The sequence below is a fragment of the Eoetvoesiella caeni genome, from assembly GCF_003315175.1.
Lineage (GTDB): Bacteria > Pseudomonadota > Gammaproteobacteria > Burkholderiales > Burkholderiaceae_B > Eoetvoesia > Eoetvoesia caeni.
On record NZ_QNRQ01000001.1, the window covers coordinates 281,594 to 306,952 of the forward strand.

Consider the following 25,359-nt stretch of genomic DNA (forward strand, 5'->3'; position numbering starts at 1 on the left):
TCGCGGCAAAAAAACCAGAGGACTAAAGTTCCAGTTGCATGCCCATTTCAACCACTCGATTGGGCGGTATCTTATAAAAACGCGTACTGCGGCTGGCGTTGCGCGCCATGAACGCAAAAAGGCTGCGGCGCCAGCGCATGCGAAACGATAGTTTGCGCACGACAATAATCGTTTGTCTGGACAAAAAATACGATGTCTGCATGGGCTCCAGATTGATCTCCGGATGGTCCTGCGCCAATTGCTCGAGCAAGTCGGGCACATTGGGTTCTTGCTTGAACCCCCATTTGGCAACGATTTGCCAGCCGCTGCGGCCCATTCGTTCAAGTTCGTAGCGTTCGTGAAACGCCACATAAGGCACGTCGGCGCTTTGCACGTTAAGAAACAGCACCTGCTCGTGCAGGACTTTATTATGCTTGAGGTTGTGCAGCAACGCCGGCGGCACCGTGTCAACAATCATGCTCATGAACACCGCCGTGCCGGGCACGCGAACCGGCGGATACTGCTCGATGGCCTCGATAAAATCCTTCAAGGGCTGGTGGTCGCCCGCCAACGTCTGGTGCATTTTATCGCGGCCCTGTTTCCAGGTAAGCATCAAGGTAAAGATGCTTGCCCCCACCACCAAAGGCAGCCAGCCACCATCGATGATCTTCAAGGTGTTGGACGAGAAAAGCAACACGTCCACAACCAAAAAGAAACTAATAAGAACCAGCCACAATATCTTGCGCAGGCCGGAGGAATGACGCGGCAAAACCGAAAACGCCAACAGGGAAGTCATCAACATGGTGCCCGTAACGGCAAAGCCGTAGGCGTGCGCCAGGTTTTCAGAAGACTGGAATCCCAGCACCAATACAAGTACGGCTATGCACAGCAACTGATTGACTCGCGGCAAATAGATTTGCCCCTCTTCACGCGCCGAAGTGTGCGTGATATCCATGCGTGGCCATAGGCCCAATTGCACCGCCTGGCGCGTTACCGAAAAGGCGCCCGAGATGACCGCCTGCGAAGCAATGATGGTGGCTATCGTTGCCAGGCCGACCAGGGGTATCAGCATCCATTCCGGCGCGAGCAGGAAAAAGGGATTGCGAATTGCCGATGGGTCGGCCAACAGCAAGGCCCCTTGTCCGAAGTAGCAAAGCACCAGGCCAGGCAGCACCAAACCGTACCAGGCTCGCCGTATGGCGGGCCGGCCATAGTGGCCCATGTCCGCATACAGCGTTTCGGCGCCGGTCAGCGCCAGCACGACCGCGCCAAGCAGCAAAAAAGCCGTCCAGGGCCCTTGTGCCACAAAGTCGACCGCCCACATTGGATTGACCGCCCGAAGGATTTGCGGTGTCTGGACAATGCGCCAAGCACCCAAGACTCCAATCACAATAAACCACGCAAGCATGATGGGCCCGAACAACTTGCCCATGGCACCCGTGCCATGCGACTGCACGGCAAACAGGCCAACAATGATGGCCAGCGCCGCGGGCACCACCCAGGGGTCCAGCGTATGCGACACAATGCCTATGCCTTCAATGGCAGACAGCACCGAGATGGCAGGGGTAATCATGCTGTCGCCGTAAAACAGGCTTGCGCCGATAAGGCCCAGCACCACCAGAAACCAGCGGCGGCGCCCCTGGATGCCGCGTACAGCCAATTCCATCAAAGCCAGGGTCCCACCTTCGCCGCGGTTGTCGGCGCGCAGGATCAGCGTGACATATTTCAATGAAACGACCAGCATCAACATCCAGAAAAGCAGCGACAACACGCCCATGACGTGCTGTTCGCCCAATGTTGCAAAGCCGCTGAGCGACGCGCGCAGGGTATACAAAGGACTGGTGCCGATGTCCCCGTATACGACTCCCAATGCACCGATAAGCATCGCCGCGCCCGGCGACGCCCGGGATTTTGCGTGTTCTAGCTCTGTGCTCATAGTACTGACTCTATCCTTCATGTCGCGTCAAATTGGTTCCCTTGCGCGGCCCGGGAAAAACGATGCTGATACGGGTGCCCGGAAACTCGGGGCGGCTGGCCAGGCTCCACCATCCTCCATGTGCCCTGGCAATCTCGCGGACAATGGCCAGGCCCAGCCCCGATCCGCCGGCGCTGGCTCTAGGCGAGCGGTAAAAGGCTTCGAATACCCTTTCGCGGTCCTCGGCATCGATGCCCACTCCGTCATCCTCCACGGCCAGCGAGGGCGGTGTCGCGCCCACCTGGATAAGAATGTAGCGTGCCCCCGCCCCATAACGTAAAGCATTATCGATAAGATTGCTCAGCATCTCTTCAAGCAGCAACGGATCGGCGTCCACCCAGATAGGGTCCTCGGGCGCCGACAACTGCAAATCTATCCCCTGGGCCCGTGTTGCCCGGATCCATTCCGAGGCGCTCAAGCGCGCCCACTCCGCCAAATCCAGCCGTTGGAAACTGTCCTGGGGCCGGATGGACGAATCGGCCCGCGCCAGGACCAGCAACTGCTGGCCCAGGCGTATCATGCGGTCGGTCACGAACTTGATGCGCTGGGCCCGTTCGCGCACATCGTCGGGCAAGTCGCCCGCCAGCATGAGCTCAGACTCCAGCTTGAGCCCGCTCAATGGCGTCCTGATCTGGTGGGCCGCGTGCCCGATGAAACGTTTTTGCGCCTGCATGGAATCATCCAGCCTCAGCAGCAGGTCGTTGATGCGGTTCACGACCGGGGCGATCTCGGTCGTCAGCCCCGAAACATCAAGTGGCTGCAAGTCGTCGATGGAGCGCTGATTGATTTCATCCGATAGTTTATTGATGGACTTCAGCCCCGAGCGCACCCCGGCGATCAGCACGCCGGCAATCAGCAAGACCAGGAAAACCTGGCTCAGCAATAGCACCCAGAAGATATCGCGCAGCAGCCAGACCGAGAGATTGATGCGGCTGGTGACAATCCAGGTCACGGCCAAGTCCAGGACGACGAGGACGAGAACCGGCGGCAACAGGCGAAAAATAAGATGGCGGGCCAGCGAACCCGGCTGCAGCAAGGCGGCCAGACGCATGTGCGGCGATAGCGTGGCGCGCTCGTCAGGCACCGAATCGCGAATCATGAGCCGTGGATGAAGTGGCTGAGGACGCCGCAACAGCCCTGACAAACGTCCGAAGCGCTACGCGGCACTGTCGACATCGAGCAGATATCCGAAACCGCGCACCGTCTGGATACCGGCGCCTGTGCCTTCAAGGCGTTTGCGCAAACGATAGACATACACCTCGACGGCATTCTCGCTGAAATCGGCATCCCAGGCGGAAAGCGAATTGACGATCTGGCGCTTGGTAACAACCCGGCCGGCACGGCTCATGAGCATTTCCAGCACCGACAGCTCGCGCACGGACAACGCCAGACGCTGGCCGCCGACCCGGACCTCGCGGCTTACGCTGTCGAACACCAGCGGCCCAAGCTCGAGCAGAGGCTGAACCTGACCGACGCGGCGGCGCGCGAACGCCCGTACTCGGGCGGCAAGCTCGGCCAGTTCGAACGGTTTCGTGACGTAGTCGTCGGCGCCCGCATCCAGGCCCGCCACGCGGTCCTCGACGCCATCGCGCGCTGTCAGTATCAATACGGGGACTTGCTGGCCTTGAGCGCGCAATTGGCGCAAGACGTCAAGCCCGCTCATGCCCGGCAGATTAAGGTCTAGCAGCAATAAATCGTAGACCTGCCCGGTAACGGCGCCAAGCACGGGTTCGCCGTCCAGCAGCCAATCGACGGCGTAGCCCTGGCCGACCAGAAATTCCTGGAGGGCATGGCCTAAAGTAGCATCGTCTTCTATAACTAGTAGTCGCATGCCGTGATTCTATCTCGAAGCGACAGCTTTTCAATGCGAAAACGCCATATAAACCTGCCCCGGTTACAAACCTGACAAGGGGCTGAGAAAATACGGCGTTGATTCCACCATTGGTGGCCAAGCCAGCCGCCTGCACTGCGCAAAAGCTTGCACACACCGACGCGCATCGACCGACACGCCTACTTGACCGCCGGCTCCGCTCCGGGCTCGCCAGGACGGGTGATGAATCCCAAGCGCTTCATGCCCGCGGCCTTGGCGCTGCTCATGACTTGCGCCAATATTTCATAGCGCGTGCCAAGATCGGCGCGAATGCGCAATTCGGGTTGCGGATCCAGGCCTGCTTCGGCCGCAAAGCGAGGCTTCAAGTCCTCGATAAGCACCGGTTGCTCGTTCCAGAACAGTTGCCCTGCGTCATTGACCGCCAAGTCGATGACCTGGGGCTTGGTTTCGACCGGCTCGGCACTTGCCTGCGGCACATTGATCTTGATGGAATGGCTGAGCAAAGGCGCGGTAATAATGAAAATGACCAACAGCACCAGCATGACGTCGATCAAGGGCACCATGTTGATCTCGGACATGGTGTGGTTTCCGACCTTGCTGTCGAAGCTTCCGAATGCCATGATCAGTCCTTTTTAGATGCAGCGACAGCCATGTTGCGCACATTGCCGCCGGTTCGGGACTCGATGACCTGCTGGCCCGTGGACAAGAACGTAAACAAATCGTGGGCAAAGGCGTCCAGTTGGGCAAGATAGACCCGGTTGGCGCGTACAAAGGCGTTATAGGCCAGCACCGCGGGAATGGCAACCGCCAGCCCAAGTCCCGTCATGATCAGCGCTTCGCCCACAGGGCCGGCAATGCGATTGATGTTCACGCCGTCCGACAGGCCTATGCCGACCAAAGCGTGATAAACCCCCCACACCGTGCCGAACAGCCCAATGAACGGCGCTGTCGAGCCGATGGAAGCCAGTACGGTCAGGCCGTTTTCCAGCTTGGCCGTTTCCTCGTCGATGACTTTGCGGATCATGCGTGTAACGAAGGCGCTGGTCGAACCTTTTTCTTCCAGCTTGAGCGCCCCGTATTTCGCGTGATGATTACGGGCGTGGATGGCATGGCTGGTAACGTGGGCGAAGGGTTCTGTCGCGCCGTGAGTGGCGATTTCGTTTTCGACCTGCTCCAGCGAACTGGCGGCCCAGAACTCATGCAGAAACCGGCGCGAATGCCGATGAGTGCGCATATTGGTGAAGGACTTCACAAAGATCAAATACCAGGTGATCAGCGACATGAATATCAAGATGCCGAACAGGCTCTTGCCGACCACGTCGCTTTGCGCGACGAAGTGCAACATGCCGCTGTCCGGCGTCATGGCCACGGGCGCTGCGGCCTCGGAAGCCGCCTGCCCTACTTGCGCCACGACTTGCAGCAGATTATTTACGAAATCGAACATGCTGGTTCCTATAAAACAAAATCAAATGGAATATCGGCCAATGCGGGATAAGCAATGCCGTTTTCGGTATAGGGCTTGAATCTTGCCGAACGCGCCGCCGCAAGCGCCGACTCGTCCAGCCGGGCATAGCCTGAAGAAGAGCGCACGCTGGCATTGGCGACCGCCCCCTGCGGGGAAATCAGCACGCGAACCATGACCCGGCCGGTTTCGCCGCGGCGTTGCGACGCCCGCGGGTACTCCGGCATGGGACGTTGGCCCAGGTAGTCCACACGGCCGATCAAGCGCGGCTTATTAGGGTCGCGCGGCGCGGCAGGAGCCTGGGGCGCGGCCTGCACAGCGGCCGCCCCGCTGGGTGCGGCGACCGGTGTTTCGGGCGGCGGCTTGGGCGCCGCCTTGACCACAGGCTTGGGCTTGGGCTTCGGCTTAGGCTTGGGTTTCGGCTTGGGCGGCTCTGGGGTGATCGCGTCGGGTTCGGGCTTTTCTACTACCGGTTCGGGTTCAGGTTCGGGAGGCGGCTGAACCACCGGCTCGGGCTCAATAATTGGCTCGGGCTTGGGCGGCTCCGGTTCCGGTTCGGGTTCCGGAGGCGCCTCTTGCGGGGCTGGCTCTGGATTGACCGCGGCATCGACGAGCTCTGGACCGATCTCCACGAATTGAATTTCCACCGACTCGGGCATTGAAATATTCGGTTTGACCGGCGCGGCGAGAATTGCCGCAATGACCGCCACGTGCAATCCGGCAACACAAAGCACGGCAGCCAGCTTGATCTGTGTAGAGCGGTTTGAAGGAGAAAAAAGAAAACGCGTCATGCATCCAACGACAAAAAAACCGTGACAAAGCTTGAACAAAAACATTGAGCCAAGGACGATGGCGCATCTGAATACCACCCGCGCACCACTCAAAACAGTCTTTGAAAGCCTGGAAAAACGACAACAGACAAGCACAATATCAGAAATGCGAACCATTCGCAATACAATAATCTTGAGTTGGACCGGAACCGTCTGTGTGCTGTGCCAAACCGCGCGGCTGCAGGGATGTGGAAAGCGCAGCAAGCTCTCTTCCACGCCCAGGACCATGTTGTTTTTTGGTAATCCAGCGCAATAACTATTTGCATAAAAAAATGATGAGAATAGAATAGCGATCTCAAACGATAATGATTCGCAATACAAAAGGGAGTATAAAACGGTGTCTGTACCTACTAATTCGCCTACGTCATTCTTGCGCGGCAATATGGCCGGCAGCCTGGCTTGCGCCATTGCTACTCCGGCATTATTCATGGCGCCATTCGCCGCCACCGCGCAAAACGCCGGTAATGTTTCTGAACTGGCGCCCGTGCAAGTTCAAGGCCAGGCACCGAACAGCTACGACGTCAAGCAGTCCGCCTCGGAAAAATTCACCGCGCCGCTGCTCGACACAGCCAAGTCCGTACAAGTCATTCCGCAAGAGATTATTCAAAACCAGGCGGCCTCCAGCCTGACCGACGTACTGCGCAACTCGCCGGGGATTACTTTTGGCGCGGGCGAAGGCGGAAACCCATTGGGCGACCGCCCTTTCATCCGCGGCTACGATGCCCAAAGCAGCACCTACGTGGACGGCATGCGCGATATCGGCGCCACGTCGCGTGAAGTCTTCAACCTGGAACAGGTGGAAGTCATCAAGGGTTCCGACGGCGCCTACGGCGGGCGCGGCGGCGCAGGCGGCAGCATCAACCTGATCAGCAAAACCGCCAAAGCCTATGACTTCACCAATGCCAGCCTGGGCCTGGGTACCGACAGCTACTACCGCGGCACCATCGACAGCAACTGGAAACTGAACGACAACACGGCATTCCGCCTTAACGCCATGTACCACGACGCCGATGTCGCCGGACGGGACATGGTCAACAACAAGCGCTGGGGCGTCGCGCCGACCATCACGTTCGGCCTGGGCACACCCACCCGCGTTACCTTAAGCTATTACCACTTGCAGACGGACGACCTGCCCGATAGCGGGATTCCCTACGCCACCAACTTGCGTACCGGCATTGTCGGACCGGCCGATGTCGACCGCAATAACTTCTACGGCCTGTCCAGCGACTACCGCAAGACCACCAGCGACATGGCTACCGTCGGGATCGAGCACGATTTCAACGATAACCTGACCTTGCGCAACACTACGCGCTATACCTATTCAGACCAAAAATATGTTTGGACCCAGCCTGACGACAGCCAGGGCAACGTTCTGAAAGGCATGGTCTGGCGCAGGGCAAATACCCGTATCAGCGACGTGAACAGCCTGGCCAACCAGACGGAGTTGGTCGGCAAGACTACGACCGGCAGTCTCAAGCACAGTTTCAATGTCGGTATCGAGCTTTCGCAAGAGAAAGGCACGAAAGACTCACTGCTGGTCGACCGCACGAATGCTGTCAGCCCCTACACGAAATGCCCCACCGGTACAGGCGCGGCCAGCGCTTATCAGTGCACCAGCCTGTACAGCCCCAATCCCAATGACCCGTGGGTCAACACGCTTAGCGGCGGCCGCGCAGGCAATCCCACCGACAGCAAAGTCACCACCAAGTCCGTTTATGCCTTCGATACCATCGAATTCAGCAAGCAATGGCAGGCCGGCTTGGGCGTTCGCGTAGACAACTACTCTACTTCGACCAAGTCCAGTACAACCAATCTCAGCCGCGACGATACGCTGTTCAACTATCAGTTGGGGCTGGTCTATAAGCCCGCCGACAATGGCAGTTTCTATATTTCCTATGCCACCTCCTCGACGCCGTTCAATGCGTCAGCGGGCGAAGGCAGCGACGGTTCCCTCCCTTCGCGCGGCCGAGGCGGAAATGCGGACCAATTAGCTCCCGAAAAAAACCGCACTTATGAAATCGGCACGAAGTGGGATGTGCTTAACAAGAGCTTGAGCCTTACCGCCGCCGTATTCCGTACGGAAACGACCAATGCCCGCATTATCCAGGCCAACGGCGATTACGCTCTGGCCGGCAAAAAGCAAGTGGATGGCCTTGAGTTGGGCTTCTCTGGCGCCATCACGCCAAAATGGCAGATCTTCGGCGGCTATACCTTCCTGAATGCCAAGCTTAAAGATAATGGCCCTGGCGATGCCAACAACGGCAACCAGTTCCCAAATACGCCAAGAAACAGTTTCAGCCTATGGACCAGCTACAAAGTCCTGCCGCAATTCACCGTTGGCGCCGGTGCCTATTATGTGGACAAACAGTTCGGCGATCCCGCCAACAAACTGGAAATTCCATCGTACTGGCGCTTCGATGCCATGGCTGGCTATCAGTTCAACAAAAACCTAAACGTACAGCTTAACGTACTGAATGTCTTCAACAAGACCTATTACGACAAAGCCTACGGAAGCCACTATGCCAACATTGCTCCGGGGCGCGCGGCCATTCTCAATCTCAATATGTCTTACTAAAACAGTAAATGTCCGCACAAATCAAACAGTCGCCGACATAATCCTGTAAAGACATTGGGCCGGTCGTCCACCAGGGCGGCCGGCCCGCTTCTTTAGCGTTGGTTTTTTTATGAACAAAATAAGCGTCGAACAATTCAACGCGGCGACTCCGGAAGAATTTGCCGCCATTATCAGCGGTCCTCCTGAAATCGCCGCCTGTTGGCTGGCAACGGCAGCCGAACACGGCATCGCCGATGCGCAACTGCGTTATGGCCATATGCTGCTTGAAGGCCGGGGAATCGAACGCGATCCCGGCGCGGCCCTGGACTGGTTCAAGAAGGCCGCGGACCAGCTTGATGCCATGGCCATGAATATGGTCGGGCGCTGTCATGAAAACGGCTGGGGCGTAGAACCCGACACAACCATCGCCACATATTGGTTCAGGCGCGCAGCGGCCAACGGCTCGGTATGGGGCATGTACAACTATGGCACCTCGCTGACCTTGGGGCGCGGCACGAAAGCCAACCGCGTGGAAGCATTCATATGGTTCAAGAATGCCGCAGCAAAGGGTCACGCCAAGTCCATGAACATCCTGGGTGGCTTTTATGAGGATGGCTGGGAGGCCGAAGCCAACGAACAAACCGCATTTGACTATTATCGCCTGGCCGCCGAAGGCGGGGATTTTCGCGGGCAGTTCAATTACGGCCGGCTATTGGCGGCGCGGGGCCATCTGGATGAGGCCATTGGCTGGTTCAAGCTTGTGCCCCAAACTGCCACCCCAGCGTTCATGTTGAAGTTGCGGGATTTCCTGGCCAACGCCCCTCACGCCAGACTGCGCGAGCTTGCCCACAAGCCTTAGGGCCGCTATAGCGTCAGCACGCTCAAGCCGCGCACCATCGTTTTTAGCTGCGCATACAACGGCGCCTGCAGGTCTTCGTCGATTTCGGCCAGCATGGCCGCTTCGACTTCTATCACCGCCGCATCGCATTTCTTCAGCAAGTCCAAGCCTTGCTCGGTCAGTCCAATTTGAATAATGCGGCCGTGAGTAGACGGCGACTGGCGCGCTATCCAGCCGCGCTGCTCCATGGTTTTGACCATCTCGTTTGCCGACTGCGGCGACACCATCGAGCGTTCGGCCAACTGCGCATTGGACAACTGCCCATGCTTGCGGAAGACCGACAGCGCCGTGTACTGGGCTGCGGTGATACCCATGGGGGCAATGCTGTCGCGGATTCTTCGATTAAGCATATGGTCGAGCCGCCCGATCAAATAGGCAATGCCGCTAGGTTTGTCCACTGGTAGCTCCTTTAGCCATGTGTGACTACTGCGTTTTGAATTCTTCTTGCAAGTCTGTTTTTCTGCGTGTAGTATAAGCCCAATATCAGGTAGTCTGATACTCTGCGATGAAAAAATAATTACGTGGCGCCGCAACGAAAATACGGCAGCGCCAGCGCAAGCAAAATCTTTCATCGCGCTATTCATAATAAAAACAATAACTGCTGCAACCGCCCCTGCGGGCAAGAAACAGAGAGACAAAATGGCTTCACATCACCGTTACCGCCATGTGGCATTAGGCAGCTTGCCGGTAGAAACCCACCCTGGCGCCGATGGCGTGGTTTACGTAAAGACCTCGATGCCGCTGGGCGATTATCCGCGCCGCCTGACCGACCGCCTGACGCACTGGGCACAGACCACGCCCGAGCGCTGCTATATCGCCAAGCGCGACGCGTCCGGTCAATGGCGCCGCATCAGTTACGCGCAGGCACTGCAGGCCGCGCGCCATATCGGTCAGGGCCTGATCAACCGCGGCCTGTCCGCCGAACGCCCTGTTCTTATACTGTCTGAAAACGATATCGAACACGCCCTGCTGTCGCTCGGCTGCCAGTATGCCGGCATTCCCTACGCGCCGATCTCGCCGGCTTATTCTCTGGTGTCCAAAGACTACGACAAACTGCGCCATGTACTTAAGGTCTTGACGCCAGGGCTGGTGTTCGTTTCCGACGCCGGCAAATACGAAGCCGCCGTTTCCAGCACTGTGCCGGACGATGTCGAGTACCTGTGCACCCATGGCGCGGCTGCCAGCCGCCCTTGCACCACATTCGAATCGCTGCTGGCCACACCCATTACCGATGCCGTCGATGCCGCCTACCAGGCCACCGGCCCGGATACCATCGTCAAGTTCCTGTTTACGTCGGGCTCGACCTCGCTGCCCAAGGCCGTCGTCAACACGCAGCGCATGATGTGCAGCAATCTCAAAATGATCGGCCACGCCTGGCCTTTTCTTGAAACAGAGCCCCCCATATTGGTCGACTGGCTGCCCTGGAACCACACCTTCGGCGGCAACCATAACCTGGGCATCGTACTGAACAATGGCGGCACCATTTATATCGACGACGGCAAGCCGACAGACCAGGGCATTGCCGAGACCTTGCGCAATCTGCGCGAGATCTCCCCTACCCTTTACTTCAATGTCCCCATCGGCTGGGAAAAAATCGCCAATGCGCTCGAAACCGACGACACGCTGCTAGCCAGCTTCTATCGCAATCTTAAAATCCAGTTCTACTCCGGAGCCGCACTTGCCCAGCCCGTCTGGGACAAGCTGCATGCCACGGCCGAGAAAGCCTGCGGCGAGCGCATCGTCATGACGACTGGCCTGGGCATGACGGAAACCTCCCCTTCCGCCATGTTCGTCCTGAAAGAAAGCGCGCAAGCTGGGCAGATCGGCGTGCCCTTGCCCGGCATGGAAATGAAGCTCATACCCAACGGCGACAAAACCGAGATCCGCTATCGTGGCCCCAACGTCACGCCGGGCTACTGGCGCGCTCCCGAGCAAACCGCCCAGGCCTTCGATGAAGAAGGCTTCTTCAGTTCGGGCGATGCCGTCAAGTGGCTGGACTCCGACGATCCCAATCAAGGATTTGTCTTCGACGGACGCGTGGCCGAGGATTTCAAGCTGGACACCGGGACCTGGGTCAGCGTGGGGCCGCTGCGCGCCGTCGCGGCGCGCGAAGGCGCGCCCTACCTTCAGGACGCAGTCATTACCGGCCACAACCGGCGCGAAGTCGGCATGCTGATAGTGCCCAACGTGGCTCTATGCCGCCGATTGTCGGGGCTGGACGCATCAGCCCCCGACGGGGAGGTTCTGTCATCCCCGGCCGTCGTTGCATTTTTCCAGGCCATGAGCGACCGGCTCTATGCCCAAGGCACCGGCAGCGCAACCCGCATTGCACGCGCAATGATTCTGACGAAAGCGCCGTCGCTGGACCTTGGCGAGATCACCGACAAAGGCTCCATAAACCAGCGCGCCGTACTGACGCACCGCAGTGCAATGGTTGAAACCCTGTATACCGGCACCGACGCAGCAATCATACGGCCAACCGCCAAGTAAACACTTCAACGAGCGGGCACAGACCCGCCGCACCCAGCCGCTTACCCGGCTCTTAACCCGTATAAAAGCAGCACATCAAGGTAGTTCACAACAAAGGAGATTCAGAATGAAAAAAGTATTCCACGCCAGCCTGCTGGCCGCCGCACTGGGCTTTGCCGTTACGCAGGCCAATGCCGAAATCACCATCGGCGTCGACCTTTCGCTGACCGGCCCAGCATCGGGACTGGGCATCCCCGTAAACAGCGGCTTCGCCTTGTGGCCCGATAATATCGCCGGCGAAAAGGTCAAGTTCATCACGCTTGACGACGGCAGCGATCCGGCCAAGGCCCAGAAGAATGCACAGCGCCTTATCAGCGAAGACAAGGTCGACGTCATCATTGGTTCCAGCACCACCACGCCGGCCATCGCCATGGGCGAAGTCGCTGCCGAAGGCAAGACCGTGCAACTGGCCGCCGCGCCTGCGGAGTTCCCTGAAGGCAAAGGCACCTGGACATTCCGCCTGCCGCAATCGACCGCCGTCATGGCAGGCGGCGTCATCGACCACATGAAAAAAATTGGGGTGAAGTCCTTCGCCTTCATCGGCTACGGCGACGCCTACGGCGAGAGCTGGCTGAAAGAGCTGACCAAGCTGGCCGACAAGGAAGGCATCAAGATTACCGACGTCGAACGCTACGCCCGCGCCGACACCAGCGTCACCGCGCAGGCCCTCAAAGCCATTGCCAGCAAACCCGATGCCATCCTGATCGTCGCGTCGGGCAGCGGCTCCGCCATGCCCCACACCACTGTGGTCGAACGCGGCTTCAAGGGCAAGATCTACCAGACGCACAGCGCTGCATCGCGCGACTTGATCCGCCTGGGCGGCAAAGCCGTCGAAGGCTCGTTCGTCGTCTCGGGCCTGGCCGTGCTGCCCGAAGGTTTGCCGGCAAGCCATCCCTCCAAGAAGATTGCCACCGATTTCGTCAACGCCTACGAGAAAAAATACGGCGCGGGCACACGCAACCAGTTCGCCGCACACGCCTACGATGCCTACCTGATCCTGAGCCAGGTGGTTCCCGTAGCGCTCAAGAGCGGCAAGCCGGGCACGCAAGAGTTCCGCACCGCTCTGAAAAACGCGCTGGAAACCCACGGCAGCATTCCCATCACCCAAGGCGTCATCACCTACACCAAGGACGACCACTTCGGCTTCGACAAGCAAGCCCAAATGATGCTTACCATCAAGGACGGCGCCTTCGCGGCCGCCGACTAAGCGCACTGAAGGCGGCGCATCACCAGATGCACCGCCTTCAGGCATCAACCTTCAGGCAACAAAAAAGCACTTAGGGATTGCTCTCTAAGTGCTTCTTACTTGTGCATGAAGTTTTGGTGGGTGCTACAGGGGTCGAACCTGTGACCTACGCCTTGTAAGGGCGCCGCTCTACCAACTGAGCTAAGCACCCCTTGTGCATCGCAAATCAAGCTGCTGCCGTTAACCTGCTGGTACTCTAGTATTGCCGTTGCACTACTAGCAGACACATGCCGTTAACTGCTACTACCTTAACTTCCATTAGAACTGCGGGGCCACTTAACTTCTTGCAAAACGGGGCAAATTATAGCTGACTATTATTGCCCGCGCAAACCAGAACGCGCCAATTAGTTGACAGCGTCTTTCAGTGCTTTGCCTGGACGGAACTTAGGCACCTTGGCTTTCTTGATTTTGATGGCTTCGCCAGTGCGGGGATTGCGGCCGGTACGGGCAGCGCGTTCGGAAACCGCGAACGTTCCGAATCCAACCAGGGTGACCGAACCCTTTTTCTTGAGTGTCGTTTTGACGGCACCAATGAAGGCCTCGAGGGCGCGGCCGGCGTCGGCCTTGGATAAGTCGGCTTTAGTGGAGATGTGTTCGATGAGCTCTGTTTTGTTCATTAAGGATTACCCCTAAAAATTATTATGGCCGGGCAATTTTGCCCGACGACCAATCAAAAAAATTCAGCACAAGATGTGCTGTTTTCACTACCCGAAATCGATGCAGCAAATACGGGTTGAAGGCAAGCCAGACAACAGTTTGCGCAACAAACCAGCTAACGCGTATTAAGCCTTTGAAACGCGCACGTGTCAAGCAAATATCGCTCAAAACCCGCACGGTTGCTGACTTTTTTTAACATTGTGGACTCTGTGCGCCCAATACGGTACGCCACAGCCCATGCCCAGGCTAAACATCAGCCCATTTACGCAGCAGATTATGGTAAATGCCCGTGAGCTCTTCCAGGGCCGCATGGCCAGGCGTGTCATGCATGAGGCGCTGTATGGCTACATCCAGTTGCAACAGCAGAGCGCGCTCGCTGTCCTCGCGCACCAGGCTTTGGATCCAGAAGAAGGAACTGATGCGTGCACCCTGGGTAACTGGGTTGACCTTGTGCAGGCTGATGCCGGGATAAAGAACCGCGCTGCCGGCCGCCAGTTTGATTTCCCGGGTGCCGAACGTATCTTCGATGACCAGTTCCCCGCCTTCGTAGGAGTCCGGCTCGGAAAAGAACACCGTCATCGACAGATCGGTACGCACTCTTTCCTGCGTACCTTTTACCGGACGGATGGCATTATCGATGTGATAGCCGAAAGATTCGCCGCCCGCATACAAATTGAATAGCGGCGGGAATATTTTTTGCGGCAGCGCCGCCGACATGAACACATTATTGGTGGTCAAGCGTTCGATAATGCGCTGGCCCAGCTCGCGGCCCAGCGGATGGTCTTCGGGCAGCTGCCGGTTGCTTTTGACTTTGCCCGACTGATAACCGGCGGTTGCCTTGCCGTCGATCCAGTCGGCCTGCTCAAGTTGTTTTCGTATGACCGAAGCCTCAGCCGTGGAAAACAATTCCGGAATCTCGATCAGCATGTTGTTTTATCCTTCCAGGGCTTGCCGGAAATCCTCGATAAGGTCTTCGATATCTTCTATACCGACGGATACGCGCAGCAAGCTGTCGGCAATGCCCATGACCGCGCGGCGTTCAGGACCCATTTCGTAATAGATCGTGTGTGCGACAGGCAGCACCAGCGTACGTGTATCGCCAAGATGGGTAGCCAGGATCAGCACGCGCAAGCGATTCAAAAATTCGAAGACATCGATGTTATCGACCAGTTCGACGCCAAGCAACGCACCAAAGCGATGCTGGAATAGTTCGTCGGCCAGCTTGTGCTGGGGGTGGCCGGCAAGGCCGGGATAATGCACTTTGGCGACTTTGGGGTGGGCGTCGAGGTACTGGGCCAGGCGCATGGCATTGGAACACTCTTTTGCCAGGCGCAAAGCCAGCGTTTCGGAGCCGACCGCAATACGGTGCGCCGAGTCGGCCGACAGCGTCCCGCCCATATCGCGCAGGCCTTTTTTCTTGATGTGGGTCAGGCCCCAATCATAGGGCGAGCCCTTGCGATAAGGCTCGGCAATGGCCTCATAGCCGGTCCAGTCATACAGGCCCGTGCTGGTGACCGCGCCGCCCAGCGCATGCCCATGGCCGCCCAGGTGCTTGGACAGGGAGTTCACCACCAGGCTGGCATGCACGTCAATGCCGCGGCACAGCCAGGGTGTGGACAAGGTACCGTCCACGACGTAGACCAGATTCTTTTCCTTGCACCACTGGCCGATGGCCCGCAGGTCGGCGATTTGCGTACCCGGATTGGCGATGGTCTCGACAAACACCATGCGTGTTTCGGGGCGCCATGCCGCCTTCACGTTTTCGCCATCGGTGGCGTCGACCAAGGTGACTTCGACGCCAAGCCCCGCCAGCGTAGTCAGCAGGCTATTGGTATTGCCGAAAATAAACTGGCTGGTGATCAGGTGGTCGCCTTTGCGCAACAAAGTGAAAAAGACAGCGGTCAGGGCGGCCATGCCGGTCGCGAAAGTCACCGTGCCGGCTCCGCCCTCCATCTTCGTGATCTTGTCTTCCAGCGCTGCGGTAGTGGGCGTACCCTGGCGCGCATACGTAAATCCTTTCTTGCCCTGGAACACCGCCGCCAGTTCGCGCGCATCGGAAAACGCATATTCGGATGAGGGATGCAAGGGCTTGTGGATGGCGCCGTGCTCGACACTGGAGCGCCGGTCGGAATGAAGAATGGTGGTCGTAAAACCATTACCGCTATTATCTTTATTAGCCATGATAGTGAAGTGAAGACGATATAAAACAATGCCTGCCTGTATGGCAGGGCCACGCAGCCTACCTGCTCGCACGCGGCCTCGCCGCAAGCAGCCGGCGCCAATGCGGGAAGCTTAGCCGCTGGAGCGCTGGCGCACCGACTCGTAGAGGCAAACTGCGCTTGCCACGCTGACGTTCAGGCTTTCGACCGAGCCGGCCATCGGTATTGTGACGAGCTCGTCGCAGGTTTCGCGGGTAAGGCGCCGCATGCCCTCGCCTTCGGCGCCCATGACCCATGCCATGGGACGGCGGGCGTCGACCGAATACATCGTGCCCTGCGCCTGGTCGTCGGTGCCCACCAGCCAGACATCGCGATCCTTCAGTTGACGCATGGTGCGTGCCAGATTGGTGACCATAATATAAGGGACGGTTTCGGCGGCGCCGCATGCAACCCGTTGCACTGTGCTGTTCAAGCCCACGGCCCGGTCCCGCGGGGCGATGACCGCATGCACGCCGGCCGCGTCTGCCGTGCGCAGGCAAGCGCCAAGATTATGCGGATCGGTAACCCCGTCCAGAATAAGCAGCAAAGGAGCTTGTCCCCTGTCCTCAAGCAAATCCAGCACTTCGTCGACATCGATGGCCAATTTGTTTTCTTCAGCCAGCGCCACTACGCCTTGATGCTTGACGCCGCGCGACAGGCCGTCGAGCCTCTCGATGCCGACAGGATGGATCCGTATATTGGCGGCCTGCGCCTGCTCGATGAACGACTGCATGCGTTTGTCGCGGCGGGACGCCTCGACATAGAGCTCTTTGATCGACGATGGCGCATGGCGCAAGCGCGCAGTCACGGCATGAAAACCGGCCAAAACCTGATGGGACGACATATTTTTCCTAAATAACGGCCCGAAAGTGGCCGCCGGAACAATTTTCGCACAGATCGCGCCGGCGGCGCTCGACATTCCGTCGAGACACCGCTCAAAAGCCGGGGCGCCTCAACCGCCCAACGGGCGGATGGCGGGGGGCTTTGGCGCCTTTCTCCCGCCGCCTTGCGTGCGGTTCAATGCCGCGTGCGGGTCGAGCGCTTGCCCGCCGGCGGCTGCCTGGTGCTGCGTTTGGCGGCGGCACGGCGCTCGCGCGAGGTCGTGCCTTTAAGGGCCTCGGGCTTGGCCGAAGCGGCGCGCTTGATCCGCTTGGGAGCTGCAGACGGCTCTTTGGAGGCCTTGTTCAATTCCTTGAACGTTGTTCCCTTGACCAGGCGAAACTCGATGCGCCGCGCCTCGAGATCGACACGGGCCACCTGAACCTGCACCGCGTCGGTCAAGCGATAGCGGATGCCCGTTCGTTCCCCGCGCAATTCGTGCATGGCCTCGTTGTACTGGAAATAATCGGAACCCAGCTCGGAGACATGCACCATGCCCTCCACAAACAAGGTGTCCAGCGTAATGAATATGCCGAAGGTGGCAACCCCGGTCACCCGTCCGCTGAACACTTCGCCCACATGTTCTTTTACGAACCAGCATTTAAGCCAGGCCTCGACGTCGCGCGATGCATCATCGGCGCGACGCTCGCGAGCCGACAGCAGCAAGCCGAGCTTCTCCCAGATGGCATGCTCGCGCTCGCCGCGCGGCAAGGCAGCCATGGCCGCGGCATCGTCCAGGGCGGGCACATAGCGTTCGCCATTGATAATGGACTTGATTACCCGGTGCGTCAGCAAGTCCGGATAGCGCCGGATAGGCGATGTGAAGTGGGCGTAATGCTCGTAGGCCAATCCGAAATGCCCGGATTCTTCCGGACTGTACATGGCCTGCTGCATCGACCGCAGGCACATGGTCTGCAATACCTCGTGGTCGGGCCGCGAACGGGATGCCTGGATCAGGCGCGCGTAATCGAGCGTGGTTGGCTCGTCGCCCCCTTCCAGGGTCAAGCCGAGGTTGCGCAGATAGTCGCGCAAAGCCTTCAGTTTTTCAGGAGTGGGCCCTTCGTGAATACGATACAAGCCAATGCGCTTGTTGCGCTTCATGTAATCGGCTGCGCAGGTGTTGGCGGCCAGCATGCATTCTTCGATCAGGCGGTGGGCGTCGTTGCGTTCGTAGGGAATGATTTTTTCGATACGCCCCAGGGGGTTGCATATGATCTTGGTCTCGACCGTATCGAAGTCGATAGCCCCACGCTTCACGCGCGAGCCTGACAATAATTGGAACAGTTCGTACAAGTCGCGCACATAAGGATATACATGCTGCATGGCGTTCGCAGCCGGTCCCGTGGGCTGCTGCAGCGCGGCCCATACATCGGTATAGGTGGTGCGCGCCTGCGAGTGGATGACTGCCTCGTAGAATTGATAGGCGGTTATCGTACCGGCTTTGGCGCCGCTATCGGGAATGACCATATCGCATACCAGCACCAGCCGGTCTACGTCGGGGTTGAGCGAGCAAATGCCGTTGGACAAGGCCTCTGGCAGCATCGGGATCACGCGGCGCGGAAAGTACACGCTGGTACCGCGTTCCAGCGCATCGTCGTCCAGCGCCTGGCCGGGCCGCACATAATGGCTGACATCGGCAATGGCAACCAGAAGCCTCCAGCCCGAACGCTTGCGCTTTTCCGTACCCAGTTCGACCGGCATGCAAAATACCGCGTCATCGAAGTCGCGCGCGTCTTCGCCGTCGATGGTGATAAAAGGCAGATCACGCAAATCGATGCGTCCTTTGATTTCGGCGTCTTTGACCGTGGCCGGAATCTGCGCCGCCTGCTTCAATGCCGCATCAGAGAAATCCAGCGGTACATCGAACTTGCGTACCGCGATTTCGATTTCCATGCCAGGGTCGTCGATTTCGCCCAGCACTTCGACAACCCGGCCCAATGGCTGTGTATGCCGTGTCGGCTGCTGCACGATTTCCACGGAGACGACTTGGCCGTGTTCGGCCCCGCCCGTGTCGCTGGCCGGGATCAGGATGTCGTGCTTGATGCGCTGGTCTTCGGGCGCCACCATGAAGGCGCCATGCTCGCGCAAGAAACGGCCGACCAGTTTATTGGTGCGCCGCTCCACCACCTCGACGATGGTGGCTTCGGGCTTGCCGCGGTATTCGCCGTCGGGCCGTACCAGCACCCGATCGCCATGCAGCACCTTGAGCATCTCGCGCGGCGACAAGAATAAGTCGGGGCCGCCGTCATCGCGCAATAAAAATCCGAAACCGTCGCGATGCCCAAGCACGCGGCCGGCAATGAAGTCGGTTTTGACGATAGCCAACTGGCCTTGAGGGTTGCGGCTTACCTGCCCATCGCGCTCCATCGCGCCGATGCGCCGTTCGAAGCCGACTGAAAGCGGTAGCTGCGCGCCCAATGCTTCGGCCAGTGCCTCGGGGCTGAGGGGCTTTTCGGAAGACCGCAGCTTCCCGAGTATGTCTTCGCGGCTGGGTACCGCCGGATCGAAATCCGGAGGCAGCGCCGGCGCGCTAGCTTGCAGCCCCGCCGACGAACCTTTGGAGCCTTTATCTTTAGAGCCCTTATCAGAGGCTTCGTTGTTGTTGTTTTTAGATCTTTTGATCAAGAATACTTCCCTTGTAAAAAAAACAGTGTATAATTCTTTTCTTTCAAGATTACGCTAATATTTAAAACAGTGCTTGAAAGCGCAGGTGGCTAAGTGCTTTAACTGAATTTTAAAGCTTAATTATTAAAAAGCTTTAACACTTCAAAAAGGTTTTTAACCAGTTGCGACGTTCAGTACGTTAGCATACTTGTACGTGCCCAGATGGCGGAATTGGTAGACGCGCATGGTTCAGGTCCATGTGCCGCAAGGTGTGGAGGTTCGAGTCCTCTTCTGGGCACCACTTATTTTTTAGAGACTTCTACCATATACAGTCTCTAAGCCAGCAAAAAGGCCCGCGAATGCGGGTTTTTTTTCGCCCTTCCCTTCATTACAGCGGCCGCTTCATTGTGCGGTGCTCTATTCCCGCGTCCAGATAAACGCCGCCTTCGGCAACAAACCCATGGGCGGCATAAAAATCGCAGGCGTGGCACTGCGCCGACAGCTCGACCTGGGCGTGACCGCGCCGGCGCGCCTCATTGACCAATGCCAGCAGCACGGCCGAGCCCACGCCGCGCCCTCTCCAGGACTCAAGCACCGCCATGCGGCCAATATGCCCGTCGCGCAGCAAACGCCCGGTGGCAATGGCATTTCCGCGCGCATCGCAAGCCAGGGCATGTACCGAATGCGCGTCCTCCTCGTCCAGCTCTTCCTGGACCGGCACCTTCTGCTCGCGCACAAATACTTCAAGACGAATTGCGCCTGCCTGCACGCCGACATCACCCCAACCGCCCAACCGCACTGAAAAATTTTTCATATACCTATACTCTGGCCTATCGACATACAAGGGCGCCTGGGCTTCGTTGCTGGCCGCCTATGCAGCAAAGGCCGATAACGGCCCGCTTGGCCCGAAGTACCGGCCTATGACGCTAAAAACAAGAACCAATACTAATATAGCAACAGATCAGCACTACAAGGAACGCCATGAGCAGCATACTTACACGCCACACCGCCTTCTATACCGTCATCGCCGGGACAATACTTTTTCTTGGCCTTGCGGCGGCCATCAGCGCATGGTGGCTGCCTCTTGCGCTGTTGTGCGCAAGCCTGACAATACTGGGCTGCATCGACCTGCGCCAGACCCGGCATTCCATCCGGCGCAACTATCCGGTGATCGGCAATCTGCGCTATTTTTTCGAGTTCATCCGCCCAGAGATCCGTCAGTATTTTTTTGAAGACGATACACAGCAACTGCCGTTTTCCCGGGTCAACCGCTCTTTGGTGTACCAACGCGCCAAGCACGTCATCGACAAACGTCCGTTCGGCACCCAGGGCGACGTCTACGGCAACGACTACGAATGGATCAACCATTCCATGAACCCCACCCGTCCGGAGAACAGCGACTTTCGCATCGTCGTGGGCGGACCGGACTGTACACAGCCCTATTCGCTTTCAGCCCTCAATATTTCAGCCATGAGCTTCGGCGCCCTCTCCGCCAATGCCGTGCTTGCACTGAACAAAGGCGCCGCCATGGGCGGATTCGCCCATGACACCGGCGAAGGCGGCATCAGCGTCTACCATCTGGAACATGGGGGCGACCTGATCTGGAACATCGGTTCAGGCTACTTCGGCTGCCGCGATAAAGACGGCAATTTCTCGGACGAAGTGTTTGCGCGTCGGGCCCGGCACGACAGCGTCAAGATGATAGAAATCAAGCTGTCGCAGGGTGCAAAGCCGGGCCACGGCGGTATTCTTCCCGCCGCCAAGGTAACGCCCGAAATCGCTCTGGCCCGCGACGTTACTGCCTGGCAGGAGTGCGATTCCCCCTCTACGCACAGCGCGTTCAGCACGCCTATAGAGCTGATGCAGTTCGTTGCGCGCCTGCGCGAACTTTCGGGCGGAAAACCCACCGGCTTCAAGCTGTGCGTCGGCCACCCCTGGGAGTGGATGGCAATCGCCAAAGCCATGCTGAAAACAGGCATCACGCCCGACTTCATCGTCGTGGATGGCGCCGAAGGCGGGACGGGCGCCGCCCCCATCGAGTTCGTCGACCACGTGGGCACGCCTTTGCGCGAAGGCTTGCGCCTGGTACACAACACCCTGGTCGGCATCGGCCTGCGCGAACAGATCAAGCTGGGCGCATCGGGAAAGATAATCAGCGCCTTCGATATGGCGCGCATCATGGCTTTGGGCGCGGACTGGTGCAACTCCGCACGCGGCTTCATGTTTGCGGTGGGCTGCATACAAGCGCAGGTTTGCCATACCGGCATGTGCCCAACCGGGGTCACCACCCAGGACCCTAAACGCCAGGCCGCCCTGGTCGTAAGCGACAAATCGGTGCGGGTGAAAAATTTTCATAACAACACCCTGCAGGCGCTGGCCGAATTGCTGGCCGCGGCCGGCCTGAAACACCCCAGCGACCTGCGCCCGCACCATATCGCGCGCCGCATTTCAGGCAGCGAGGTGCGCGTTCTTTCCGCCCTCTTCCCCGACATGAAAAAAGGCGAACTGCTGGAAGGGAATTTCCGGCAGACGATATTCAGGGTCAGCTGGCCCATGGCCCAGGCAGAGTCGTTCGACCCGCTTTACAGCCTAAGCGCCGCCATCTCGGGCCATGGCCACATGCCCGTACCCGACGGCAACAATCAAGGCGGCGCCACCCAGGCCTTCGCCGAGGCGGACGCGCCAGCTGCTGGAAACCCATAGCGCCCGGAAGGGGCGAAAAACTAGTAGTAACCCCAGGTTGCGAAATCCGGTAGTTCGATCTATCGTTAAGTCACTGCCACACGGCAGTCTGACTGCCCTCGAGGCAGTCCTCGCACACCACGTCATCGTAGGTGTCCGCTGCCATCAGGCAGTAAGGCCCCGCCAAAAGGTGGGGCCTTCACGTTTCTGCACCCCCGGCACCCGCCTGCCCGACATCAATAGCGCAGCAAACCACACCAAGACCAAACACAATCCACGGCATCCGTTGGGTTCGCAGCAGCGGCACGGCCCGGCGGTTTCGGCGTTGCTCATCTCGTTACGCTCCCCCGCACGGCTTTCAGCGCAATAGCGGGCACGATTAATGCTCACGGCGCTCGATATACGGCACTCCAAAAAAACGGAGTTCACTCCGCAAGAAGGCTGTGTAACGCTATATACGACACATAACTCAGGTTCAATAGATGGTCGGGCGCGAAAAGGCGCAATGGCAGGTTCAACTATGCTGCTCAAGCTGTTGGGCGAAGGAGGCTGTATGTACAAAACCAGAATAGCGATCTTCCAGCAACGAGATCGTCAAATCATAGTCATACCCCTTGATTGCAGCTTCGAAGACAGGCCGCTTTCACAGCGTTGCGAGGCCCTGGCAAACATACAGAAAGCCGCGCTCAAAGCCGGCCTGGACGCCCCGGCGGCAGCGGTTTGGAGAGTCGGCAACAAGCTTCGCTTCATGGCCCCGACCGAGTGGCATCCGTTCTTGAAAACCTTGACCTGGAACACCATCATCGCCAACCTGAGCGGCGCACTGAATTGCCATGATGTCTCAAGGCAGCCTTACGTTATAGGACTCAATCTGGCTAGCAGTGAACAGCGCGCAGGCGCTCCAAAGCACCGTCCGTGAAGGCAAAGAACCAACAAAAAGGCCCTCAATCGCTTGAGGGCCTTGATATTCTTGGTGGCGCATCCCTGATTCGAACAGGGGACCTGCGGATTATGATTCCGTCGCTCTAACCGGCTGAGCTAATGCGCCAAAGCACGAAACTATAACATAAATTTTTTGGCTATTGCAACGTGCCACGCATGACTTGTTGCCGCCGCACATAAAGCCGCGCCATTGGTAAAGATTCACCGCCGGCAGCCGTAAAGCGATCATGGATGATCTTAATCAAACAGCGTGGCAGCTACACCACCTAGAATCGCCACAGAAAAATAAGCTGCTCCACCGCCGCTAGCCCTTCGGATTGTTGGGCGGGGATTACCGAGACACTTCACAGGACCGAAAACCTTTTTATGCGCAAGAACCTTCCTATCACCAACGTCGAAACCAAAGTACGCAGCGACCAGTACCTGATCTCCAAAACCGATATGAAAGGTAGGCTTATTTATGCCAACCCGGCCTTCATCGAGGTCAGCGGCTTTCATCGCGACGAACTTATCGGTAAAGCGCATAACGTCATCCGCCACCCCGACATGCCACCGGCGGCCTTTGCCGATCTGTGGGAATGTCTGAAGGCCAACAAACCGTGGCTTGGCGTGGTAAAGAACCGGCGCAAGGATGGCGGGTTCTACTGGGTATTGGCCAACGCCTACCCCGTATGGGAAAACGGTGAAGTCACATGCTATGCGTCCGTGCGGGTGCAGGCCAGCGACGAACAGATCCGGGCGGCCGAGGCGTTTTACGCCGACTTGAACGAAGGCCGGGATCGCGGCCACACCGTCAAAGGCGGCCAGCGCGTGCCGCGCGGCTGGCGCCGCCTGCCGGGCCTGGTTGCCCTGCCCTTGCAAAACAGCTTGCGCTCCAGCATGTTTCGCATGGCGGCACTGGCTCTCGCCGCGATTGCGGGCGCCGGCTATTTTGCCGCGGCCGGAGGCGTGCCCGACCAATGGAAGTGGGCCGCATGGCCGGCGTTGGGCTTGCTGACCGCCGGATTCATGGGCTATGGCTGGGCCATCTCCGAGCGCATCAGCAATTCTCTGGAAGGAGCAGCGCGCACGGCCCGCCAGATTGCCGCCGGCAACCTCACGGCAGAGCCCCCCGAAGGCAAAAGCGCCGAGGTCAACAACCTGAACTTCTACCTCGATATCATGCGTAAAAGCCTGATCAGCATCGGCAATGATGTACAGACCGGCGTCACGGCCACGGGCCATACGGCCCAGGTTCTTTATTCCAACAACACCCACCTTTCGGCCCGCACCGAAAGCCAGGCCGCCTCGCTGCAGCAAACAGCCGCCGCCATGGAAGAAATTACCGTCACCGTCAGGCAAAACTCGGACAACGCCAACAGCGCCGCCCGCCTGGCCGACGAAAGCATGCAGATAGCGCAGCGCGGCGGCCAAGTAGTGTCTGAAGTCGTTACCACCATGGAAGGCATACGCAACAGCTCGCGCAAAATTTCGGACATCGTCACCTTGATCGAGGGCATCGCCTTCCAGACCAATATCCTGGCCTTGAACGCCGCGGTGGAATCGGCCCGGGCCGGCGAAGCCGGCAAGAGCTTTGCCGTGGTGGCAAGCGAAGTGCGTAACCTGGCGCTTAAAAGCTCGCAAGCCGCCAAAGAGGTCAAGGCCCTGATCGACGACTCCACCTCGCGGATTTCCACCGGCTCGGAACAGGCCTCGCGCGCCGGCCAAACCATGCAAGAGATCGTCGATTCGGTGCAAAGAGTCACCGACATCATGGCCGAAATTTCCACGGCCTCGGCCGAACAGTCCAGCGGCTTGCTGCAGATCAACCAGGCCATCGGCCACATGGACGGCGTTACGCAGCAAAACTCCAACCTGGTGCACGAGCTGGGCCAAACCGTGCGGACCTTGTCGGCCGAGGCCGAAGACCTGGGCGAGGCCATCGGCGTGCTGAACACCGGCCTGCGCAAAGAAGGCCGCCCCGCTTCTTTGCACGCCCAGTCGCGGGCTGGCAGCACAGGCGCCAACAAACAAGCAGCGCCCTCAACCGCCGCGCCCGCGCTACGCCCGGCCTCTCCAAAACCCGCCCTGGCGTCGGCTTAGAGACCTTCCAC

Annotated in this window: 20 protein-coding genes and 3 tRNA genes; 8 read left to right on the forward strand and 15 right to left on the reverse strand. The window is 58.7% G+C overall.

The genetic code is table 11. From position 1 onward, the window contains the following. Positions 1–22: 22 nt before the first annotated feature. The 6 genes from DFR37_RS01320 to DFR37_RS01345 form a co-directional block, all read right to left on the reverse strand. Positions 23–1,915: a potassium transporter Kup gene (locus tag DFR37_RS01320; protein ID WP_113931446.1), complete on the reverse strand. Its 1,893-nt coding sequence runs from the start codon at positions 1,913–1,915 to the stop codon at positions 23–25. Between the two features lie 10 nt (positions 1,916–1,925). Continuing rightward, entirely contained in the window at positions 1,926–3,005 is a 1,080-nt protein-coding gene (locus tag DFR37_RS01325; protein WP_113931850.1) for a sensor histidine kinase, read from the reverse strand. Between the two features lie 105 nt (positions 3,006–3,110). Further along, positions 3,111–3,785 (reverse strand): response regulator transcription factor, encoded by a 675-nt coding sequence (locus tag DFR37_RS01330; RefSeq protein WP_113931447.1) that lies wholly within the window; start codon positions 3,783–3,785, stop codon positions 3,111–3,113. 179 nt (positions 3,786–3,964) lie between these two features. After that, positions 3,965–4,405 (reverse strand): ExbD/TolR family protein, encoded by a 441-nt coding sequence (locus tag DFR37_RS01335; protein ID WP_113931448.1) that lies wholly within the window; start codon positions 4,403–4,405, stop codon positions 3,965–3,967. Positions 4,406–4,407: 2 nt separating this feature from the next. Continuing rightward, positions 4,408–5,229 carry a MotA/TolQ/ExbB proton channel family protein gene (locus DFR37_RS01340; protein WP_113931449.1) on the reverse strand — a complete coding sequence of 274 codons (822 nt, stop codon included), beginning with the start codon at positions 5,227–5,229 and terminating at the stop codon, positions 4,408–4,410. Positions 5,230–5,237: 8 nt separating this feature from the next. After that, complete coding sequence (locus DFR37_RS01345) at positions 5,238–6,038, reverse strand: energy transducer TonB (RefSeq protein WP_113931851.1); 801 nt, start codon at positions 6,036–6,038, stop codon at positions 5,238–5,240. A gap of 421 nt (positions 6,039–6,459) precedes the next feature. Here DFR37_RS01345 and DFR37_RS01350 point away from each other — a divergent pair, with 421 nt between their 5' ends. Both DFR37_RS01350 and DFR37_RS01355 read left to right on the forward strand, forming a co-directional pair. Next, the gene (locus DFR37_RS01350) at positions 6,460–8,652 is read left to right on the forward strand and encodes a TonB-dependent receptor (protein WP_113931450.1); all 2,193 of its coding nucleotides are present in this window, start codon (positions 6,460–6,462) and stop codon (positions 8,650–8,652) included. Positions 8,653–8,761: 109 nt separating this feature from the next. Beyond that, positions 8,762–9,490 (forward strand): tetratricopeptide repeat protein, encoded by a 729-nt coding sequence (locus DFR37_RS01355; protein WP_113931451.1) that lies wholly within the window; start codon positions 8,762–8,764, stop codon positions 9,488–9,490. A gap of 5 nt (positions 9,491–9,495) precedes the next feature. Here DFR37_RS01355 and DFR37_RS01360 read toward each other — a convergent pair whose 3' ends face one another. Continuing rightward, positions 9,496–9,927, reverse strand: a complete 432-nt coding sequence (locus tag DFR37_RS01360) for a MarR family winged helix-turn-helix transcriptional regulator (RefSeq protein WP_242341679.1) — start codon at positions 9,925–9,927, stop codon at positions 9,496–9,498. Between the two features lie 241 nt (positions 9,928–10,168). On the opposite strand from DFR37_RS01360, the gene DFR37_RS01365 reads away from it, so the two are divergent. After that, positions 10,169–12,019: a feruloyl-CoA synthase gene (locus DFR37_RS01365; RefSeq protein WP_113931452.1), complete on the forward strand. Its 1,851-nt coding sequence runs from the start codon at positions 10,169–10,171 to the stop codon at positions 12,017–12,019. A gap of 106 nt (positions 12,020–12,125) precedes the next feature. Next, entirely contained in the window at positions 12,126–13,265 is a 1,140-nt protein-coding gene (locus DFR37_RS01370) for an ABC transporter substrate-binding protein (protein WP_113931453.1), read from the forward strand. Between the two features lie 114 nt (positions 13,266–13,379). Here DFR37_RS01370 and DFR37_RS01375 read toward each other — a convergent pair. The 6 genes from DFR37_RS01375 to rnr all read right to left on the reverse strand — a co-directional run bounded on the left by DFR37_RS01375 (position 13,380) and on the right by rnr (position 19,579). Further along, positions 13,380–13,455, reverse strand: a tRNA-Val gene (locus tag DFR37_RS01375). A gap of 193 nt (positions 13,456–13,648) precedes the next feature. Beyond that, positions 13,649–13,921, reverse strand: a complete 273-nt coding sequence (locus DFR37_RS01380; RefSeq protein ID WP_113931454.1) for an HU family DNA-binding protein — start codon at positions 13,919–13,921, stop codon at positions 13,649–13,651. A gap of 286 nt (positions 13,922–14,207) precedes the next feature. Continuing rightward, a complete protein-coding gene (locus tag DFR37_RS01385; protein ID WP_113931455.1) occupies positions 14,208–14,888 on the reverse strand; it encodes a Fe2+-dependent dioxygenase in 681 nt (226 codons plus the stop codon). A gap of 6 nt (positions 14,889–14,894) precedes the next feature. Then, positions 14,895–16,142 (reverse strand): cystathionine gamma-synthase family protein, encoded by a 1,248-nt coding sequence (locus DFR37_RS01390; protein ID WP_113931456.1) that lies wholly within the window; start codon positions 16,140–16,142, stop codon positions 14,895–14,897. Between the two features lie 111 nt (positions 16,143–16,253). Further along, the gene (rlmB, locus tag DFR37_RS01395; protein ID WP_113931457.1) at positions 16,254–17,003 is read right to left on the reverse strand and encodes a 23S rRNA (guanosine(2251)-2'-O)-methyltransferase RlmB; all 750 of its coding nucleotides are present in this window, start codon (positions 17,001–17,003) and stop codon (positions 16,254–16,256) included. Between the two features lie 173 nt (positions 17,004–17,176). Continuing rightward, positions 17,177–19,579, reverse strand: a complete 2,403-nt coding sequence (rnr, locus tag DFR37_RS01400; RefSeq protein ID WP_379881323.1) for a ribonuclease R — start codon at positions 19,577–19,579, stop codon at positions 17,177–17,179. A 279-nt stretch (positions 19,580–19,858) separates the two neighbouring features. Here rnr and DFR37_RS01405 point away from each other — a divergent pair. Further along, a tRNA-Leu gene (locus DFR37_RS01405) sits at positions 19,859–19,943 on the forward strand. An 87-nt stretch (positions 19,944–20,030) separates the two neighbouring features. On the opposite strand, the gene DFR37_RS01410 is transcribed toward DFR37_RS01405, so the two are convergent. Continuing rightward, entirely contained in the window at positions 20,031–20,456 is a 426-nt protein-coding gene (locus DFR37_RS01410; RefSeq protein ID WP_113931459.1) for a GNAT family N-acetyltransferase, read from the reverse strand. Positions 20,457–20,623: 167 nt separating this feature from the next. Here DFR37_RS01410 and DFR37_RS01415 point away from each other — a divergent pair, with 167 nt between their 5' ends. Both DFR37_RS01415 and DFR37_RS01420 read left to right on the forward strand, forming a co-directional pair. Further along, complete coding sequence (locus DFR37_RS01415) at positions 20,624–22,345, forward strand: FMN-binding glutamate synthase family protein (RefSeq protein WP_113931460.1); 1,722 nt, start codon at positions 20,624–20,626, stop codon at positions 22,343–22,345. 499 nt (positions 22,346–22,844) lie between these two features. Beyond that, positions 22,845–23,243 carry an SRPBCC family protein gene (locus DFR37_RS01420; protein WP_147251577.1) on the forward strand — a complete coding sequence of 133 codons (399 nt, stop codon included), beginning with the start codon at positions 22,845–22,847 and terminating at the stop codon, positions 23,241–23,243. Between the two features lie 52 nt (positions 23,244–23,295). Here the strand turns inward: DFR37_RS01420 and DFR37_RS01425 are convergent. After that, positions 23,296–23,372, reverse strand: a tRNA-Met gene (locus DFR37_RS01425). Positions 23,373–23,632: 260 nt separating this feature from the next. On the opposite strand from DFR37_RS01425, the gene DFR37_RS01430 reads away from it, so the two are divergent. Next, positions 23,633–25,348, forward strand: a complete 1,716-nt coding sequence (locus DFR37_RS01430) for a methyl-accepting chemotaxis protein (RefSeq protein ID WP_113931462.1) — start codon at positions 23,633–23,635, stop codon at positions 25,346–25,348. Positions 25,349–25,359 lie beyond the last annotated feature (11 nt).

Bases quoted from the DNA above. Each gene is read 5' to 3' on its own strand.
- DFR37_RS01320 (WP_113931446.1), bottom strand. From the start codon at position 1,915: ATGAGCACAGAGCTAGAACACGCAAAATCCCGGGCGTCGCCGGGCGCG.
- DFR37_RS01325 (WP_113931850.1), bottom strand. From the start codon at position 3,005: ATGCGTCTGGCCGCCTTGCTGCAGCCGGGTTCGCTGGCCCGCCATCTT.
- DFR37_RS01330 (WP_113931447.1), bottom strand. From the start codon at position 3,785: ATGCGACTACTAGTTATAGAAGACGATGCTACTTTAGGCCATGCCCTC.
- DFR37_RS01335 (WP_113931448.1), bottom strand. From the start codon at position 4,405: ATGGCATTCGGAAGCTTCGACAGCAAGGTCGGAAACCACACCATGTCC.
- DFR37_RS01340 (WP_113931449.1), bottom strand. From the start codon at position 5,229: ATGTTCGATTTCGTAAATAATCTGCTGCAAGTCGTGGCGCAAGTAGGG.
- DFR37_RS01345 (WP_113931851.1), bottom strand. From the start codon at position 6,038: ATGACGCGTTTTCTTTTTTCTCCTTCAAACCGCTCTACACAGATCAAG.
- DFR37_RS01350 (WP_113931450.1), top strand. From the start codon at position 6,460: ATGGCCGGCAGCCTGGCTTGCGCCATTGCTACTCCGGCATTATTCATG.
- DFR37_RS01355 (WP_113931451.1), top strand. From the start codon at position 8,762: ATGAACAAAATAAGCGTCGAACAATTCAACGCGGCGACTCCGGAAGAA.
- DFR37_RS01365 (WP_113931452.1), top strand. From the start codon at position 10,169: ATGGCTTCACATCACCGTTACCGCCATGTGGCATTAGGCAGCTTGCCG.
- DFR37_RS01370 (WP_113931453.1), top strand. From the start codon at position 12,126: ATGAAAAAAGTATTCCACGCCAGCCTGCTGGCCGCCGCACTGGGCTTT.
- DFR37_RS01380 (WP_113931454.1), bottom strand. From the start codon at position 13,921: ATGAACAAAACAGAGCTCATCGAACACATCTCCACTAAAGCCGACTTA.
- DFR37_RS01385 (WP_113931455.1), bottom strand. From the start codon at position 14,888: ATGCTGATCGAGATTCCGGAATTGTTTTCCACGGCTGAGGCTTCGGTC.
- DFR37_RS01390 (WP_113931456.1), bottom strand. From the start codon at position 16,142: ATGGCTAATAAAGATAATAGCGGTAATGGTTTTACGACCACCATTCTT.
- rlmB (WP_113931457.1), bottom strand. From the start codon at position 17,003: ATGTCGTCCCATCAGGTTTTGGCCGGTTTTCATGCCGTGACTGCGCGC.
- DFR37_RS01410 (WP_113931459.1), bottom strand. From the start codon at position 20,456: ATGAAAAATTTTTCAGTGCGGTTGGGCGGTTGGGGTGATGTCGGCGTG.
- DFR37_RS01415 (WP_113931460.1), top strand. From the start codon at position 20,624: ATGAGCAGCATACTTACACGCCACACCGCCTTCTATACCGTCATCGCC.
- DFR37_RS01420 (WP_147251577.1), top strand. From the start codon at position 22,845: ATGCTGCTCAAGCTGTTGGGCGAAGGAGGCTGTATGTACAAAACCAGA.
- DFR37_RS01430 (WP_113931462.1), top strand. From the start codon at position 23,633: ATGCGCAAGAACCTTCCTATCACCAACGTCGAAACCAAAGTACGCAGC.